Here is a 14,858-nt window from a genome sequence, read left to right as displayed (position 1 = left end):
GCGTACGAGTGACTCAGTCGAGCGCGGCAGTGACCTCGTCGAGGCGCGCTCCGCGGGATGCCTTGACGAGCACCACGTCGTCGGCAGCGAGGTGGCCGCGCAGCCAGTCGATGGCAGCAGCGGTGTCGGCCAGGACCACCGTCCGTTCCCCCGCACCGTCGGCGATCGGCCGGGCGGCCTCGCCGACCGCGGCGACCACGTCGGCCCGGGAGGCGGCGTACTCCCCGACGGCGCGGTGCTCAGCCTCGCTGTCGGCGCCGAGTTCGAGCATCTCACCGAGGACGGCGATGCTGCGCCCGCCCTCGATCGCCGCGAGTGCGTCCAGGGCGGCGCGGGTGGAGTCTGGGTTGGCATTGTAAGAATCGTTGAGCAGGATCGCGCCGCAGGCGAGGACGCGCATCTCCATGCGCCACTTCGACAGCGAGGCGGTGGCCAGCGCCGCCGTGGCCCGGCTGAGGGGAACACCGGCCGCAAGTGCCGCCGCCGCGGCGGCCGACGCGTTGCGCGCCTGGTGGGCGCCCACGAGCGGCAGCACGACGGGAACCGAGGCGTCGCGGGCCCGCAGCGTGAAGGACGGCCGGCCGAGCCGGTCAAGCGCCAGGCCGACCGCCCGCACGTCGGCGTGTTCCGCCCGGCCGAAGGTCAGCACCGGACCGTCGGTGAGCGCGCGCATCGCGACCACCCGGAGATCGTCGGCGTTGAGGACGGCGGTGCCGCCGGGCGCCAGCCCCTGCACCAGCTCTCCCTTGGTCCGGGCGATGGCCGCGCGCGACCCGAACTCGCCGAGGTGGGCCTGGCCGACGTTGAGGACGACGGCGATGTCGAGCGCGACCAGGTCGGTGAGCGCGGCGATGTCGCCGACGTGGCGGGCTCCCATCTCGAGTACGAGGAACCGGGTGGCCGCGTCGGCGCGCAGCATGGTGAGTGGCACGCCGAGCTCGTTGTTGAGCGAGCCGACCGTAGCGATCGTCGGCGCGGAGCTCGACAGCACGGCCGCCAGCAGGTCCTTGGTGCCGGTCTTGCCCTGGGAGCCGGTCAGCCCGACAACGGTCAGCCCGTCGCGTAGCCGGGCCACGACGTGGGCGGCGAGTGCCTGAAGCGCGGCCTGGGGGTCCTCGACGACAACAGTGGGCAGTGCCGTGGGCCGGGAGCCGAGCACGGCCACCGCGCCGACCCGGCCCGCTTGGCCGGCGTAGTCGTGGCCATCGACGTGTTCGCCGGCGAAGGCGACGAAGAGACCGCCTGGCTCGGCCTGCCGGCCGTCGAGCACGGCCGGCGCGGTCACTGTCACGGATGCGTCGCCGTCGACCTTCCCGCCGACGACCTGGGCGATCTCGCCGAGGCTGAGGGGGATCATGCTGGTTCCTGGTACGTCATGCGTCCAGTCAAGGCGCCGCGGTGTATCGCCGGCATATCGAAAAATGAATACGTTCGGGCAACAGCACGCCGCGTTGACTCTGGACATGACCTACAGCGAAGCGCCCCGAATCGCCATCTACGGGTGCGACCCGGATGAGGCAGCCTTGTTCCGAGAGCTGGCGCCTCGCTTCGGCGTGACGCCGATCATCACGGATGCGCCGGTATCCGAAGTCAATGCCGAACTGGCATCCGGAATCCGGTCCATCAGTGTCGGCCACAAGACCCCCATCGCTGACGCCACTCTCCTTGCGCTGGGCCGAGCCGGCGTGACGTACATATCCACGCGGAGCATCGGCTGCAACCACATCGATGTGGCATACGCGGGGAGCGTCGGCATCACCGTGGGAAACGTCAGCTACTCGCCGGACAGCGTGGCCGACTTTGCGTTGATGCTGATGCTGATGGCAGTGCGCGACGCGAAATCCATCGTCCGGCGCGCGGATGTGCACGATTATCGGCTGAACGCGGGGCGTGGCAAGGAACTGCGCGATCTGACCGTTGGTGTGATCGGCACAGGCCGGATCGGCGCCGCGGTCGTGGGCAGGCTGCGGGGCTTCGGCTGCCGGATACTCGCCCACGACAGCCGTCCCAAGACCCCTGCCGAATACGTCTCTCTTGACGAGTTGCTGCAGCAGAGCGACATGGTCACGCTCCACGCCCCGCTCACCCCGGATACGTATCACCTGCTGAATCGGCGGCGTATCGAGCGGATGAAGCAGGGCGCCCTGATTGTCAATACCGGGCGTGGGGCGCTCATCGACACCGAGGCCCTGGTATCGGCACTGGAAAGCGGCAGGATCGGCGGCGCGGCATTGGATGTCGTCGAGGGCGAGGAAGGAATCTTCTACGCCGACTGCCGCACCAGGCCCGTGGAAAGCAAGTCACTGTTGCGGCTGCAGGAGCTGCCGAATGTGCTCATCAGCCCGCACACCGCCTACTACACGGACCACGCCCTTCGCGACATGGTCGAAAACTCCCTCATCAACTGTCTGCAATTCGAAAGCGGGAACCAGCATGGATAAGCTGAAGGTCGGCATCATATTCGGCGGCCGTTCCGAAGAGCACCCCATCTCCATCAAGTCCGCACAAGAGGTCGCCCGGAACCTCGACACAGAGAAGTACGAACCGTACTACGTCGGTATCACGAAGGACGGAGCGTGGAAGCTCTGCGACGGCCCCGACGCGGAGTGGGAGAACGGCAAGTGTCGTGCGGCCGCACTGTCACCGGACAGCACCGTTCACGGACTGCTCGTCCAGCAGCAGGGGCAGGAGGGGTACGAGACGATCCCCCTCGACGTCGTGCTGCCCGTGCTGCACGGCACATGCGGCGAGGACGGCGCGATGCAGGGACTCCTTGAGCTCTCCGGCATCCCGTACACGGGCTGCGATGTGCAGAGTTCGGCCCTGTGCATGGACAAATCCCTCGCCTACACCGTCGCCGCAAGCGCGGGAATCGCCACGCCGGTTTTCTGGACCGCCGCGGCCGACCAGAGCATCGACCCCGAGCAGCTCACCTACCCGGTGTTCGTGAAGCCGGCGCGATCGGGCTCGTCCTTCGGCGTCAGCAAGGTGTCCCGGGCGGAAGAACTGCAGAGCGCGGTCGAGACCGCACGGCAGTATGACGCGAAAGTGCTGATCGAGGAGGCCGTCGTCGGCAGCGAGATCGGCTGCGCCATCCTGGGCAACGAACCCGACCTGATGGCGGGCGAGGTGGACCGGATCGCGCTCTCCCGCGGTTTCTTCCGGATCCATCAGGAGGAATCGCCGGAGACTGGTTCCGACAACTCGACGGCGATCGTTCCCGCCGACATTCCGCCGGAATTGCGCCTGCTCGTCCAGGAGACCGCCATGGCCGTGTACCGCGCCCTCGGGTGCAGCGGTCTCGCACGTGTGGACATGTTTCTCAAGGAGGACGGAGCAGTGGTCCTCAACGAGGTGAACACCTTCCCCGGCATGACGTCGTACAGCCGCTACCCGCGCATGATGGCGGCCGCAGGAGTACCGCTCGGCCAAGTCCTCGACCGGATCCTGTCCTTGGCCTTGACGAGGAAGAACCGATGACGGCGGAAAGGCCGATGGAGGACGACTTCGTATTCATCGACGAGTTTTCCTCCGGAATAGCCGGAATAGCCGGAATACGCTGGGATGCCAAGTACGCCACCTGGGACAATTTCACCGGCAAGCCCGTGGACGGGTACCTGGCCAACCGGATCGTCGGCACGAGGGCGCTGGGAGAAGCCCTGGAACGAGCACGCGAGCAGGCCGAAACTCAGGGCTTCGGCCTGCTTCTCTGGGACGGTTACCGTCCGCAGCGTGCCGTCGACTGCTTCATGCGCTGGTCACAGCTGCCGGAAGACGGCCGCACGAAGGCGCGGCACTATCCCAACATCGGCCGGGCCGAGATGTTCGAACGGGGGTACGTGGCCGCCAAGTCGGGACACAGCCGGGGCAGCACCGTCGACCTCACGCTCTACGACCTCGCTTCTCAGGAGATCGTCCCGATGGGCGGTGGCCATGACTTGATGGACCCCCTCTCCCACCATGGAGCACAGGGGATCACGCAGGCCGAAGCGAGAAACCGCCGGCACCTCCGTACCATCATGGAGGCCTGCGGTTTCATCGCGTACGACTGCGAGTGGTGGCATTACACGCTGGCCGACGAACCGTATCCGGACACCTATTTCGATTTCCCCATCACCTCCTCCTCACGCGGGGGAGTACGCCGAAGGGACGGCGTACCCCGACGTGCTGTCGGAGTGTGCCGCCCTGAAGGCGGGTGAATCACCCGAGGCGGTCGGCAGCGGGTGGAAGGCGAGGACCGCCGCACCCATCGCACTCAGCGCCCCGGAAGGCAAACCCGCCCTCGGCTCGTTCCCGCTCGGCGTCTCGCCCGGACGGCCCGATCGTCTCCACCCGCGCCCGGTTCGGGTCACCGCGGCACCGAGCACCACCGACGACGCCCGCACCGCGATGGGCCGCAGCACGCTGGTTGTCGCACAGGCAGGCTCGCCGTCACCAAGTTCGCAGCCGGTCCCTGTAGGGCGACGGGCGGGACGACACCACCTCGGCTGGTGCCTGAGCGCTCCAGCCGGTAAACCGTTTGAACTGCAGGCGGGTGGGCGTGGCAAGCTTGTGCGGTGATGGTCGAGCTGGCTCCCGGTTATCTGACCTGGGGCGATGTGGATCCCGCGCGTCATTTCTTCGACAGCGCGTTGGCGCCGCAAGTGGTGCGGTCGCTCGGGCCTGCTCGGAGGGTGCCCAGCCGTCCTGACATTCCCTTCGGCGACCCCGCGATGAGTGCCTGGAGCTCGGGCGAGGGGCGGCCCTGGGCCGATGCCATGTCGCATGCCCTCGCCGAGCGTTACGGCCGCTGGACCGTGGGCTGGCGCTGGGCGCACGACGAAGGGGACTTCGACGGGGGACCGGTCGGGAACTGGTGCTGTCCGAGGGACTCGATCACCACACCGCAGGAGACCCTCGCCCGCGTCGTCGCGGCCCTCTGCGAATGGCGCGGGTGGCTGGAGAGTCTCGCCGGGTGGTTCGACGCGTACCCGTTGAACCTGACCGAGGTCGAGGGGCAGCGGATCCTGTGGGAGCGCGCCGCCCGAAACCTGATCCTGCAGGTGACCGACCGGACCGGCTGCGGCAGTGGCTGGCACGGGCACTGCCGGCAGGTGCTCACCTGGTTCCTCATCCGTTGGAACGTCGCGCCCGACGTCGCCGAGAAGCTGGTCGACGATGCGATCGGCGGGCGGTTCGAGAGCTGGATCGGCCCCGACCCGGTGCTGGTCGAGGACGTCGCCGAGCGACTCTCGCTCTCGCTGCGGCCGGACCACGCCGGACGAGCGGGCGGGCTCGCGCAGGACCACCTCGAGCGCTGGCTCGCGGTACGCGAGACCGTGCCCTGGCACGAGGCCCCCGACGGGGGCGGCGATGAACCCGTGACGCCGTCATGCGACGGCGCGGTGGAGGACATCCGTGCCTTCGACGGCGCCATCGACCCCGCCCGCGCCGACGGCCTGCTCGCCGCCCTGGAACTGCTGCGGGCCGACGCGGCACGCGGCGCCCGACTCGACTTCGAGCTGCTCCGTCGATGGCAGCGACATGTCCTGGGCTCAGAGCAGTTGCCGACGTTCCGCGAGTTGCCGGCCTTCGCCAAGGGAGGCAGGGAACGCTATGGCATCGGCCCGGACACCCGAGCCCGCCTCGACGCCTGTCTGGCCGAGAGCGCGCGGGACACCGAGCAGCCCCTTCCGCTCACCGCCCGGGCCGCACGCGCCTATCTCGACGTCTGCTTCTTCCATCCCTTCGACGACGGCAACGCCCGGTCCGCCTTCCTCGCCCTCGTCTTCGTCCTCGCCCGCGAGGGCGTCGCGCTCGACGGGGTCAGCCTGCTGCGTCGCGTCACCTTCCAGGCCGATGAACCGGACGATGCGTTGGCCCTCACGCGGTACGTCGCCATGCACCTCTCGGAGACCCGACGCAACACCGCCGCCCTCGGCTCCTAGCGCTCGGGCAAGAAGGCGCTGCTGAGACCAACTGAGTCGATGGATCGTACGGACCCGCCCTGCAGCCCAGACAGTGCCGCAGTACTGGAACCGGTCACCACTGCTCCGCCTCCGCGTTGCCGGTGACAAGTAGCGTGCCGACCTGGTGACAACTCCGGCGGCGCGGCAGCCCGCAGCTGCGCCGAAGCATCGGCCTGGTCGACTTGAACGACTCTGTGCTGTGGTCGGACAGTGGGACGGACCGGTTCATGCGAAATCTTTGTGAGGACGCGGCCCTCATCACCGCCGATGAGATCGCCGCGCTTCTCGAAGGCGGCTGGCGAGAGCGGAGAACTGCGGCTTGGCTCGTAGCTGTCTCCCGCCGGACCGAGTTCCGTGAGCGTCTTGGGGAACTCCTGCCGGCCAGCGAGGTTTGCTGCGCTGGGCTGGCATACAGCGTGGACCTGGCCGGCAGTCGCGTCTGGCGTATCCGGGCCAGCTGGTGGCGTTGCTGATACTCATGCCGGTGAAGTGGGCGAGGACGGACGCCGGTAGGTCCATGGCGAGCGCGAAACGAGCGTTGTTGCGGCCAGCGCGGGGCGCGACGGCCCAGAGGATCACCGGCCAGCACAACGAACCCCTCACCAGTGTCTACATCTCCGAGCATGCCGCCGGAGAAGGTGGCCGAGACCGGTCGAAGAGCGGCAGGGCCGGTTTCATGGGGGCTTTCGATCGGCAGCGAGCTCTGTACGGGAGTGTCGGCTCAGCTGTTGGTGGGCGCGCTGGGGGTGCTCATCGGGGGCGGTCGCGTCGTGGCAGCCGCTCGACGACCAGGTCGTAGGAGTCCTCGACCGCTTCGGTGATCAGCGGCTTGGTGATGCCGGGTCCCGGCCCGAGCGTGATCCAGTGTCGTTTGTCGAGGTAGCGGCCCGGTGTGATCGAGGTGTGCCTCTGTACCTGCGCGCGGGCGTGTTCGGGTTCGCATTTGACCGTGATGATCTGCTCGTCCGGGTAGTCGGTGACGATCAGGAACACCTTGCCCGCGACCTTGTACACGTCGAGCTGGGGGGTGAAGGGGCGTGAGTGGCTGACGTCGGGCAGGGCGAGGGCCGTCTGGCGGGCGGTGTCCTGGAGCCGGTCACCGGCGGCGCTCACCGGGATGCCCGCGTTCCGCCGGCGTAGGTGTGCGGGTCGACGGGCTGCTCGGCCTTGGGCAGGTGGGCGACGACGAGCCGGTAGGACTCGGTGACGAGCTCCCTGACCAGCTTCTCGTCGATGCCCTCCCCGTCCTCCAGCGTGATCCAGTGCTTCTTGTTCATGTGGTAGCCGGGGGTGATGTGGCTGTGGTGTTCCCGCAGGGCCAGGGCCTCGCCGGGGTCCGACTTGAGGATCACGACGGGACGTCCGGGAACCTCGGTCATCAGCATGAACACCTTGCCGCGCACCTTGAAGACCTCCCAGTCGTCCCCGAAGGGATGCTCCAGCTCGGCTCCGGGAAGCTCCTGCGCGTAGTCGGCGGCAGTCTTGTGCAAAGTCATCGGGCGTTGTCCTCCTCGAGGTGATGGCAGGCTGCGGCGTTGAAGACCGCCGAGTGCGCCCCCCGCAGGTGCGGCGGCACGCTCCATCCTTGCCCGGTAACCGCCGAGAACGGACGGTAGGCTGCGGACACATGATGGTCGGCAAGCGACATCCAGCCTCGAACCCCCAGGCCGGACCGGCCGAGGTCCCCTTGTACGGCTTCCAGCCCCCGGTCGGCACGCCCTTCGGGCTGGAGGTGAGCACCGTGCAGGACTTCTTCGCCGAGCACGACGACTGGCCGTGGAACCCGCCCCACCCGGGCCGCGCCACCTTTCACTACCTCATCGCGGTCACCGAGGGCGAGCTGCTCCACGACGTCGACCACCTCACGCGGACCGTCGTCCCCGGCCAGTGGTTGTGGGTGCGACCTGGTCACACGCAGTGCTGGCATCCGCCGGGCGCCGCCCGCGGCCCGTTCATCCTGTTCGAACCGGACGTCCTGACACCCGCCACCGCTCGCCTGCTGGCCCCGCTCACCGCCCACGAGGCCCCCGCCGTGCTCAGCCCGCACCCCGACGAAGCCGCCTGGCTCCACCAGACGGCACTGCAGCTCCTGGCCGAACACCGGGCGCTCGGACGCCGCCCCCTCGATGTCCACCACGCCCTGCGCCGCAGCCTGCTCGAAGCACTGCTGCTGCGCCTCGCCAACACGCCCGGTGCCACCCCCACGGGCGCGGCGACGGCCGGCACGGGCCACTGTGACACCTACGGCCGGTTCGCTGACGCCTTGGAGCTGCACTTCCGCGAACTGCACCGGGCAGCGGACTACGCCGAACTTCTCGGCTGCTCGGTGCGCACCCTCAGCCGCGCGGCCCGCCACGCCACCGGATACGGGGTGCGTGACCTCATCGACGAGCGGCGCCTCCTCGAAGCCAGACGGCTGCTGGGACACGCCCAGTGGGACGCCCGGAGCGTGGCCGCTCACCTCGGCTTCACCGATCCCGCGAACTTCGGCCGCTTCTTCCGCGACCGCACCGGCATCACGCCGGCCGCCTACGCGGCCCGCAGCGCCACCACTGGTCCGTGAACGGAGTGCGCCCCCGGACATTCCGCTTCTCAGTCCTCCAGAGGGCGACGTGCTTGCCCAGAATGGTGCCGGACTCGACGTCGGCATGGGCGTCACGGACCTGCTCCGGTGAAGCAGACGGTGCCGTGCCGGCGGACGGTGCGCAGGGTGTCGACGAGGACCGAACAGCCCACCAGCTCCAGCGCCGCGTCGACACCCTGCGGCACGAGGGCACGGATCGTCTCGGTGAGGTGCCCGTCGTCCACGACCGGGTGGTCGACACCCACGGTCCGCAGTACCTGGTCAGGGACCGAAAGCTCGGAGTGTCGCGTCGACGAGCGAATCCGCGTACGCGGTCGTCAGCGGACCGCTACGGTGCAGCCATCTCAGGAAGAGCGGCGCGTAGAGCACTTCGAGGACCAGGTCGAGGTCGGCGTCGGGGGCGAGCTGACCGGCCTTCTGGGCGCTGCGGAGGCGTGCCTTTTTTGCCTCGTCCAGTGGCCCGGCCAGCTTCTCGCGGTACTCGACCGCCAGTGCGGCGTCGTTGGCGATTTCGGTGTTGAGGGCGCGGATCAGCTTGTCGAAGGACGGGTCGGCGAACTCCTCGACCGTGGCGCGCATGACGAGCCCCAGGTCGGCTCGGAGGTCGCCGGTGTCCGGCAGCGTGACCGACTGCCCGTCCGCATCCTCGCTCAGAGCCAGAAGGGCAGCGACGACGACCGCGCTTTTCGACGGCCACCGCCGATAGATCGTCTGCTTGCCGACGCCGGCACGGGCGGCGATGGCTTCGACCGTGACCTTCTCGTACGTCTCTTCGGTGACCAGGGCGCGGGCAGCCGCGAGGATCGCCTGCCGGGACCGTTCCTTGCGCCGGGAGTGGTCCGGCCCCTTCTCCTTGGACATGCGCCCAGCCTACCCGCGAAGGAAACGAGACGGACCGTATTGATGTCATCGTCTCGATGCCCTACGCTCGAAACGAACCGAGACGGATCGTTTTATTTACTTGGGGTGACGCAACATGGCGGACGCAAGAGTCTGGCTCATCACCGGCGCATCCCGTGGCCTGGGGCGCGCTTTCACCGAGGCCGCCTTGGCGGGCGGCGACCGCGTGGTGGCTGCCGCCCGCGACATCGGTCCCCTGGCGGAACTGGCCCAGGAGCACCCCGGCCACCTGGTCCCGCTCCCGTTGGACGTCACCGACCGCCGGGTGGTGTTCGACGCGGTGGAGCAGGCGGTGGCCGCCTTCGGCAGACTGGACGTCGTCGTCAACAACGCGGGCGTAATGCTCTACGGCATGGTGGAGGAGGCCACGGAGGAGCAGGTCCGGGCCCATATGGACGTGAACTTCTTCGGTGCCGTGTGGGTGGCTCAGGCAGTCCTTCCACACCTGCGTGCCCAGGGCGGCGGGCGCCTTCTCCAGGTCACCTCGATGGGCAGCGGCGGCGGCATGGCCACCGTCGGCTTCTACGGTGCGGGCAAAGCCGCACTGGACTCGGTGAGCGAGGCACTCGCGATGGAGGTCGAAGGGTTCGGCATCAAGGTCACCATCGTGCAGATGGGCGGCTACAACACCGGCTTGTTCACCGCCGGGACCACAACCACCGAGCCCCTGCCGCAATATCAGCCCCTGCGCACCGAGATGGAGGCGATGTGGGGCGATGCCGTCGCCCCGGAGCCGGACACCGCCGCCCCCGTCATCATGAAGCTGGCCGCACTGCCGGATCCACCCCGACGGCTGATCGTCGGCAGCCAGTCCTTCGATCACGTCCTGCAGATGGACCAGGCCCAGGCGGATCTCTACCGGTCCTGGGAGCACCTCAGCCGTATCGCTCCAGGGTGATCGAGTCCGCCGGCCGAGTTGTCGGCCTCGCCCGCGAGTTGGCAGACCGGTCCTCCGTGAGCTGCCGGGAAGTCCGGCTCCGCCATAAGTGGAATGGCTTCGTCACTGGCGCAGGTCGGGGCCTGGTTGGCGGTCGTGGGGGCCTTTGCGCGGCGGTCGTCGGGTGAGGCCATGGCCAGTTGCCGTGGTGGAGGTCGGCCCAGCGGCAGGTGCCGTCCGGGTTCGACTGCACGCGCACGGGCCTAGCCGCCGGTGGGGTCGGTGCGGCGGATTGCCGCCGGGCAGCCGAGGAGGTTGGCGCCGGAGGCTGCTGCCGTCCAGAGGGAGGCTTGCTCCGTGCTGGTCCAGGGCCTGGAGTACGTCGGCGAGCAGTGCCCAGAGCTGGACGGGGTCCTGGGGCAGCGTGCGATGTGGCAGTCAGAGGTGACGATTCGGCGGGCGGCCTCGTCGCCGCGGCGGTATCAGATCCCGTTGCCCGACACAGCCCGTACGGCGGTGCTCAGCTCGTTCACGTCCGGGCCGGCCGGTTCTTCGGGACGGGTGAGGATGCGGCACGTCTCACCCATCCCCAGGCAGAAGCCGGCCTCGTGGGCCGGCGTCAGCCGGCCGTCGTCGGCGCGGGTCGGGGGGCGTATCTGGCGAGCATCGTCTGGACGGCCTCTTCGACGGCGTTGTGGATGTCGGAGGCTGTGGGATTCCAGTCGGTCAGCAGCATGCGGGGCCACAGGACGTAGTTAGCGATCATGCCGAGGAACTGGTTCGCGGCGCTTTCAGCGTCGGGCACATCAGCGTTACCCGCCTCATGCTCGGATTCCAAGTAGTGCTGGACGGAGGCGAAGTAGGGCATTTTGCCGAGCCGGAACTGCATCCGCCCCAACTCGGGGAAACGAGGCAGTTCGGAGATGACGATCCGGAACAGGCCTGTCATGCGTGGCTGGCCGATCAGGTCGGCGTAGCGGTGGCCGATGGCTGTCAGCCCGGAGCGCAGATCTCCCGCCTGTGGCCGTGCGGCGGTATCGCCGGCGTCGCGCTGCCAGGACTCGGTGACGATGACCTCGAAAAGGGCCGCCTTGGTGGGGAACTGCTTGAACAGGGTGGACTTCGAGACCCCGGCCGCTTCTGCGATCCGTGCGAGGGAGGTGCCGTCGTAGCCACGGTCCAAAAACAACTCTGTGGCCGCGGAGGTGATCGCCTCGCGCTTCTGCTGGGCGAGCCTGCGGTGATGCGCGGTGAGTTCTGCTGCCATGCGGAGAGTATGCCGTAGCCCCGAGGCGAGTCACTTGACTCGCCTCTGGGGCCCGCTTACGGTGCACCAACAAGGCGAGTCGAGTGACTCGCATCTGATCTGTGGCACCTGGGCGCGTCCTGGTTGTCGCGCGGCGGAGGAAGTTCATGACAATCGACAAGATCGCTTTGGTGACGGGTGCGAATCGCGGCCTAGGGCGCAGCGCGGCCATCGCCCTGGCCACACGCGGGGTGCGGGTCGTGGTCACGCACCGCAGCGATGCGGCCGGGGCTGAGAAGACGGTGGAACAGGTGCAGGCCGTGGGTGGGACTGCCGCTGTTCTCCGGCTCGACATCAGCGACGTCTCCTCCTTCGCGTCCTTCGCCTCCGAACTGGGCGTGCAGCTGGAGCGCTGGGGTACTTCGCGGCTCGACATCCTGGTCAACAACGCGGGAGTGGGAGTCTTCGGGCCGCTGGAGACTGTCACGATCGACGACTTCGACACGGTGATGGGCACCAACGTCCGGGGCACGTTCTTCCTCATCCAGTCGCTCGTGCCGCTGCTGGCCCAGGGCGGCCAGGTCATCAACGTCTCGACATCGCTGACCCGCCACACCAGCCCCGCCACCTCGGTCTACTCCGCCTCGAAGGCCGCCGTCGAAGCTCTGAGCCGCACCCTCGCCGCAGAACTCGGCCCGCGCGGCATCCGGGTCAACTCCATCGCGCCGGGGCCGACCGCCACCGATTTCAACGGTGGAGCGATGCGGGACGACGCCGGAATGCGCCAGGTTCTGGCTGGTCAGACCGCGCTCGGCCGCGTAGGCGAACCTGAGGAGATCGGCGACGCCATCGCTACGCTGGCCTCCGAGGGCCTGCGCTGGGTCACCGCCGAGCGCATCGAGGTCTCCGGCGGCGCCCTCCTGTGACGCCGGGCGACGGCCGGTAGGGGCGACGACCGGTAGGGAAGCAGGCAGTGACGGCCCCGACTCACTCCGAGCCGGCCGACTCGTCCTCATCCTCGTCCAGCTCTGGCGCATCAGGGTCGCGCAGCGGGCGCACAGCGCCGGCGGCTGGGCTGCTGGCGGTGAAGCCTCGTCCACCCGCTGCAGCGCGCGGGCGAACGCCGTCCCGGTGGTCCGCGTTGGCGGCCGGCGCCCGCGAGGCTGGCGTGCAGCCGCTTGTCCGCGACTCTGACACCTGCCGAGCCGGCACTGCCACCCCAGGCAGCGGCACCCGGTGACGGCGCAACCAGCCCACCGCCTGGTGGAAAGTGCCAACCGGCCCCCGCGGCGTGGGTCCGCGCCCGCCCGTGCGGGAACGTGCGAAACCGTCGCGACCACTCCGCGTCCTCGTGCTCGTGGTACTCGTAGGCGTCTTGGATCTCGCACGTGTGCTCGTACGCCGTCGGCTTGCACTCGGTGCACCGACCAGGTGGAGGTGACGTCCGCGTCCGGGCTGGACGTCGACCACATGGTGCCCCACCAGCCTGGTCGCGGTCACCGCGCGCTCGAACCGGTCCAAGGCCGACCAGGACCCTGCCGGCACTCAGATGCTGTTGGCGATGCGCTCGTGGTCCCGTTCGCCCTCGCGGGTCTGGATGCCAGCGGCGAGCAGCTTGTGGGCGAGCTCGGTGACCTCATCGCCGAACGCCGCGAACAGGCCCTTGTTCTCAACGGCGTATGCCGCACGCGGAATCGGCGGCGCGACCGCGTCGACCGCAGCCTTCGTGATGGAGATCACCTCCGGCCGGAGGCCGGCGATCCGTCGGGCGAGTGCGTCGACGAAGGGATCGAGTTCTGCGGCGGGCAGGGCACGGTTGATCAGGCCGTACCGTTCCGCGAGCTCCGCGCCCACGAGCTCGGCACCGAGGATGAGCTCCAGCGCGCGTGCCCTTCCTGCCAGGCGCGTCATGTTCACCGTGCCGCCGCCTCCAGGGAGTATCCCCATCAAGGACTCCGGCTGCCCCTGCCCCGATTTGCCGATCGCGGCGAATCGCATGTCCAGGTACATGAAGAACTCGTTGCCCGCGCCGCGCGCGAAGCCCGCCAGCTTGCCGATGGTGACCTGCGGCAGCGAGCGGACCTCCTCACTCATCGCCTGGAGGATGTTCAGGTCTTCCGGGACGGTCGAGCCCGGCGCGGCCGCGATCGCGGCGCGGGTGGCTGCGGGCAGCGCGTCAGGGTCGGTGAGGTAGGCCATGTCGCCGTGGGCAATGAAGAACTCCGGGTCGGCACTCTCGAAGACGATGACGCGGACATCGGCGTCATCCCGCACACGCGCGACGAACGCCCGGAGTGACGGCAGGAGGACCGAGTCCATCAGATTGAGCGGCGGGTGATCGATTTTCACCGTCGCGACCCCGTCCGAGACGTCGACCGTCAGGGCGGGAAGGTCCTCGTAGCTCATGAGGTGGCTCCATATCGCGGTAAGGGACGGCCCGTCTGACCGGGCCGTCGGCTGAGACAGCGTGGTGAACTCGGTTTCTCGTCTGACACTGAGTGTCAGGATAGGAACCCGTTTCCAAAAAAGGAAGCGAGTGTGTCGGAGTACACTCGTCCCCATGAGTGCAGCGCCAGTCGGTACCCGTGAGATCAGCCGCCACGCGGTGCGAGCAGAGCTGGCCCGCGTCGCGTTCAATCGGTTCTGCCTCACCGGCTTCGACCAGGTCACCTTCGCTGACCTCTCCGAAGCCGCCGGAGTGTCGCGGAGCACCTTCTTGCGTTACTTCGGGACCAAGGAAGACGTGGTTCTGTTCGTCTTCGACCCTGTCGGCGACGTCATCACTGACGCACTCGATGCCGAGCAGGCCGACCAGGACGACTGGAGCCGGTTGCGAAACGCCCTGGAGTCAGCCGTGAGATTCCTCGTGCGCGACGTCCAGGAACTCGTGACGATCCTCGGCCTCATCGAGCAGACCCCAGCCCTGTGCGCACACCTCCGTGAGAAGCAGGCTGAATGGCGACCAGAGATCGTCGCCCGACTGCAGAAGGCAACCTCCCCGACCGACGGAGCATCGGTCATCGCCAACGTACGAGCAGCAGCGGCGCTCGAAATCCTGTGGATCGTCCTCGGGGAGTGGAGTGCGAGCGACGGTCAAGAGGACCTTGGCAAGCTGCTGGACGCCGCGTTCGCCGCCTTCTCGATCCCGGCACGCCAGTAGACTGACGTTCCGTTGTAAAGGGCGGAGGCGGCGGCTTCCTCGGCGGTGCCGAAGGGGTTCAAAGGAGCGTCTGAAGTGGTGAGCGCCCCGGCGGCAGTGATCGCGTTGTCGGAGTCCAGCCCCCGGCCGTGAGCGCAGGGGTC

Annotated in this window: 15 protein-coding genes and 2 pseudogenes; 9 read left to right on the top strand and 8 right to left on the bottom strand. The window is 68.5% G+C overall.

Going from position 1 to position 14,858, the window contains the following annotated elements:
• Positions 1 to 13: 13 nt before the first annotated feature.
• Positions 14 to 1,357 (bottom strand): UDP-N-acetylmuramoyl-tripeptide--D-alanyl-D-alanine ligase, encoded by a 1,344-nt coding sequence (gene murF, locus ACFZP7_RS00690; RefSeq protein ID WP_385633505.1) that lies wholly within the window; start codon positions 1,355 to 1,357, stop codon positions 14 to 16.
• Positions 1,358 to 1,463: 106 nt separating this feature from the next.
• Here murF and ACFZP7_RS00685 point away from each other — a divergent pair, with 106 nt between their 5' ends.
• The 5 genes from ACFZP7_RS00685 (at position 1,464) to ACFZP7_RS00665 (ending at position 6,421) form a co-directional block, all read left to right on the top strand.
• Positions 1,464 to 2,441 carry a D-isomer specific 2-hydroxyacid dehydrogenase family protein gene (locus ACFZP7_RS00685; protein ID WP_385633504.1) on the top strand — a complete coding sequence of 326 codons (978 nt, stop codon included), beginning with the start codon at positions 1,464 to 1,466 and terminating at the stop codon, positions 2,439 to 2,441.
• Entirely contained in the window at positions 2,434 to 3,480 is a 1,047-nt protein-coding gene (gene vanA / locus ACFZP7_RS00680; protein WP_385633503.1) for a D-alanine--(R)-lactate ligase, read from the top strand. Before ACFZP7_RS00685 ends, vanA begins: the two co-directional genes overlap by 8 nt.
• Positions 3,481 to 3,494: 14 nt before the next feature.
• Complete coding sequence (gene vanX, locus ACFZP7_RS00675) at positions 3,495 to 4,199, top strand: D-Ala-D-Ala dipeptidase VanX (RefSeq protein WP_385633502.1); 705 nt, start codon at positions 3,495 to 3,497, stop codon at positions 4,197 to 4,199.
• A gap of 360 nt (positions 4,200 to 4,559) precedes the next feature.
• Complete coding sequence (locus ACFZP7_RS00670; RefSeq protein ID WP_385638275.1) at positions 4,560 to 5,927, top strand: Fic family protein; 1,368 nt, start codon at positions 4,560 to 4,562, stop codon at positions 5,925 to 5,927.
• Positions 5,928 to 6,142: 215 nt separating this feature from the next.
• Positions 6,143 to 6,421 carry a DUF6000 family protein gene (locus ACFZP7_RS00665; protein ID WP_385638272.1) on the top strand — a complete coding sequence of 93 codons (279 nt, stop codon included), beginning with the start codon at positions 6,143 to 6,145 and terminating at the stop codon, positions 6,419 to 6,421.
• Between the two features lie 277 nt (positions 6,422 to 6,698).
• Here ACFZP7_RS00665 and ACFZP7_RS00660 read toward each other — a convergent pair whose 3' ends face one another.
• Both ACFZP7_RS00660 and ACFZP7_RS00655 read right to left on the bottom strand, forming a co-directional pair.
• Complete coding sequence (locus ACFZP7_RS00660) at positions 6,699 to 7,061, bottom strand: MmcQ/YjbR family DNA-binding protein (RefSeq protein WP_385633501.1); 363 nt, start codon at positions 7,059 to 7,061, stop codon at positions 6,699 to 6,701.
• A complete protein-coding gene (locus ACFZP7_RS00655) occupies positions 7,058 to 7,444 on the bottom strand; it encodes an MmcQ/YjbR family DNA-binding protein (RefSeq protein ID WP_220670088.1) in 387 nt (128 codons plus the stop codon). Before ACFZP7_RS00655 ends, ACFZP7_RS00660 begins: the two co-directional genes overlap by 4 nt.
• A 131-nt stretch (positions 7,445 to 7,575) precedes the next feature.
• Here ACFZP7_RS00655 and ACFZP7_RS00650 point away from each other — a divergent pair, with 131 nt between their 5' ends.
• Entirely contained in the window at positions 7,576 to 8,511 is a 936-nt protein-coding gene (locus tag ACFZP7_RS00650; protein WP_385633500.1) for a helix-turn-helix domain-containing protein, read from the top strand.
• 101 nt (positions 8,512 to 8,612) lie between these two features.
• Here the strand turns inward: ACFZP7_RS00650 and ACFZP7_RS00645 are convergent.
• Both ACFZP7_RS00645 and ACFZP7_RS00640 read right to left on the bottom strand, forming a co-directional pair.
• Positions 8,613 to 8,831: pseudogene (locus ACFZP7_RS00645) on the bottom strand (hypothetical protein); the annotation flags it as partial.
• Positions 8,794 to 9,393: a TetR/AcrR family transcriptional regulator gene (locus ACFZP7_RS00640; protein ID WP_385633499.1), complete on the bottom strand. Its 600-nt coding sequence runs from the start codon at positions 9,391 to 9,393 to the stop codon at positions 8,794 to 8,796. The gene ACFZP7_RS00640 and the pseudogene ACFZP7_RS00645, both read right to left, overlap by 38 nt.
• 115 nt (positions 9,394 to 9,508) lie before the next feature.
• Here ACFZP7_RS00640 and ACFZP7_RS00635 point away from each other — a divergent pair, with 115 nt between their 5' ends.
• Entirely contained in the window at positions 9,509 to 10,330 is an 822-nt protein-coding gene (locus ACFZP7_RS00635; protein WP_307949226.1) for an SDR family NAD(P)-dependent oxidoreductase, read from the top strand.
• A gap of 598 nt (positions 10,331 to 10,928) precedes the next feature.
• Here ACFZP7_RS00635 and ACFZP7_RS00630 read toward each other — a convergent pair.
• Complete coding sequence (locus tag ACFZP7_RS00630; protein ID WP_307949227.1) at positions 10,929 to 11,576, bottom strand: TetR/AcrR family transcriptional regulator; 648 nt, start codon at positions 11,574 to 11,576, stop codon at positions 10,929 to 10,931.
• Between the two features lie 146 nt (positions 11,577 to 11,722).
• On the opposite strand from ACFZP7_RS00630, the gene ACFZP7_RS00625 reads away from it, so the two are divergent.
• A complete protein-coding gene (locus ACFZP7_RS00625; protein WP_307949228.1) occupies positions 11,723 to 12,481 on the top strand; it encodes an SDR family NAD(P)-dependent oxidoreductase in 759 nt (252 codons plus the stop codon).
• A gap of 165 nt (positions 12,482 to 12,646) precedes the next feature.
• On the opposite strand, the pseudogene ACFZP7_RS00620 reads toward ACFZP7_RS00625, so the two are convergent.
• A pseudogene (locus ACFZP7_RS00620) lies at positions 12,647 to 12,981 on the bottom strand (DUF4158 domain-containing protein); the annotation flags it as partial.
• A gap of 119 nt (positions 12,982 to 13,100) precedes the next feature.
• On the bottom strand, positions 13,101 to 13,961 hold the full coding sequence (locus ACFZP7_RS00615) for an enoyl-CoA hydratase/isomerase family protein (protein WP_385633498.1): 861 nt from the start codon (positions 13,959 to 13,961) through the stop codon (positions 13,101 to 13,103).
• A gap of 154 nt (positions 13,962 to 14,115) precedes the next feature.
• Between ACFZP7_RS00615 and ACFZP7_RS00610 the strand changes: the two genes are divergently transcribed.
• Positions 14,116 to 14,715, top strand: coding sequence for a TetR family transcriptional regulator (locus tag ACFZP7_RS00610; protein WP_385633497.1), 600 nt, complete (start codon positions 14,116 to 14,118; stop codon positions 14,713 to 14,715).
• Positions 14,716 to 14,858 lie beyond the last annotated feature (143 nt).

The organism is Streptomyces sp. SudanB5_2050 (assembly GCF_964272335.1).
GTDB lineage: Bacteria > Actinomycetota > Actinomycetes > Streptomycetales > Streptomycetaceae > Streptomyces > Streptomyces rochei.
The sequence above is the reverse complement of the archived record's forward strand: the minus strand, read 5'-3'. Positions and strand labels throughout refer to the sequence as shown.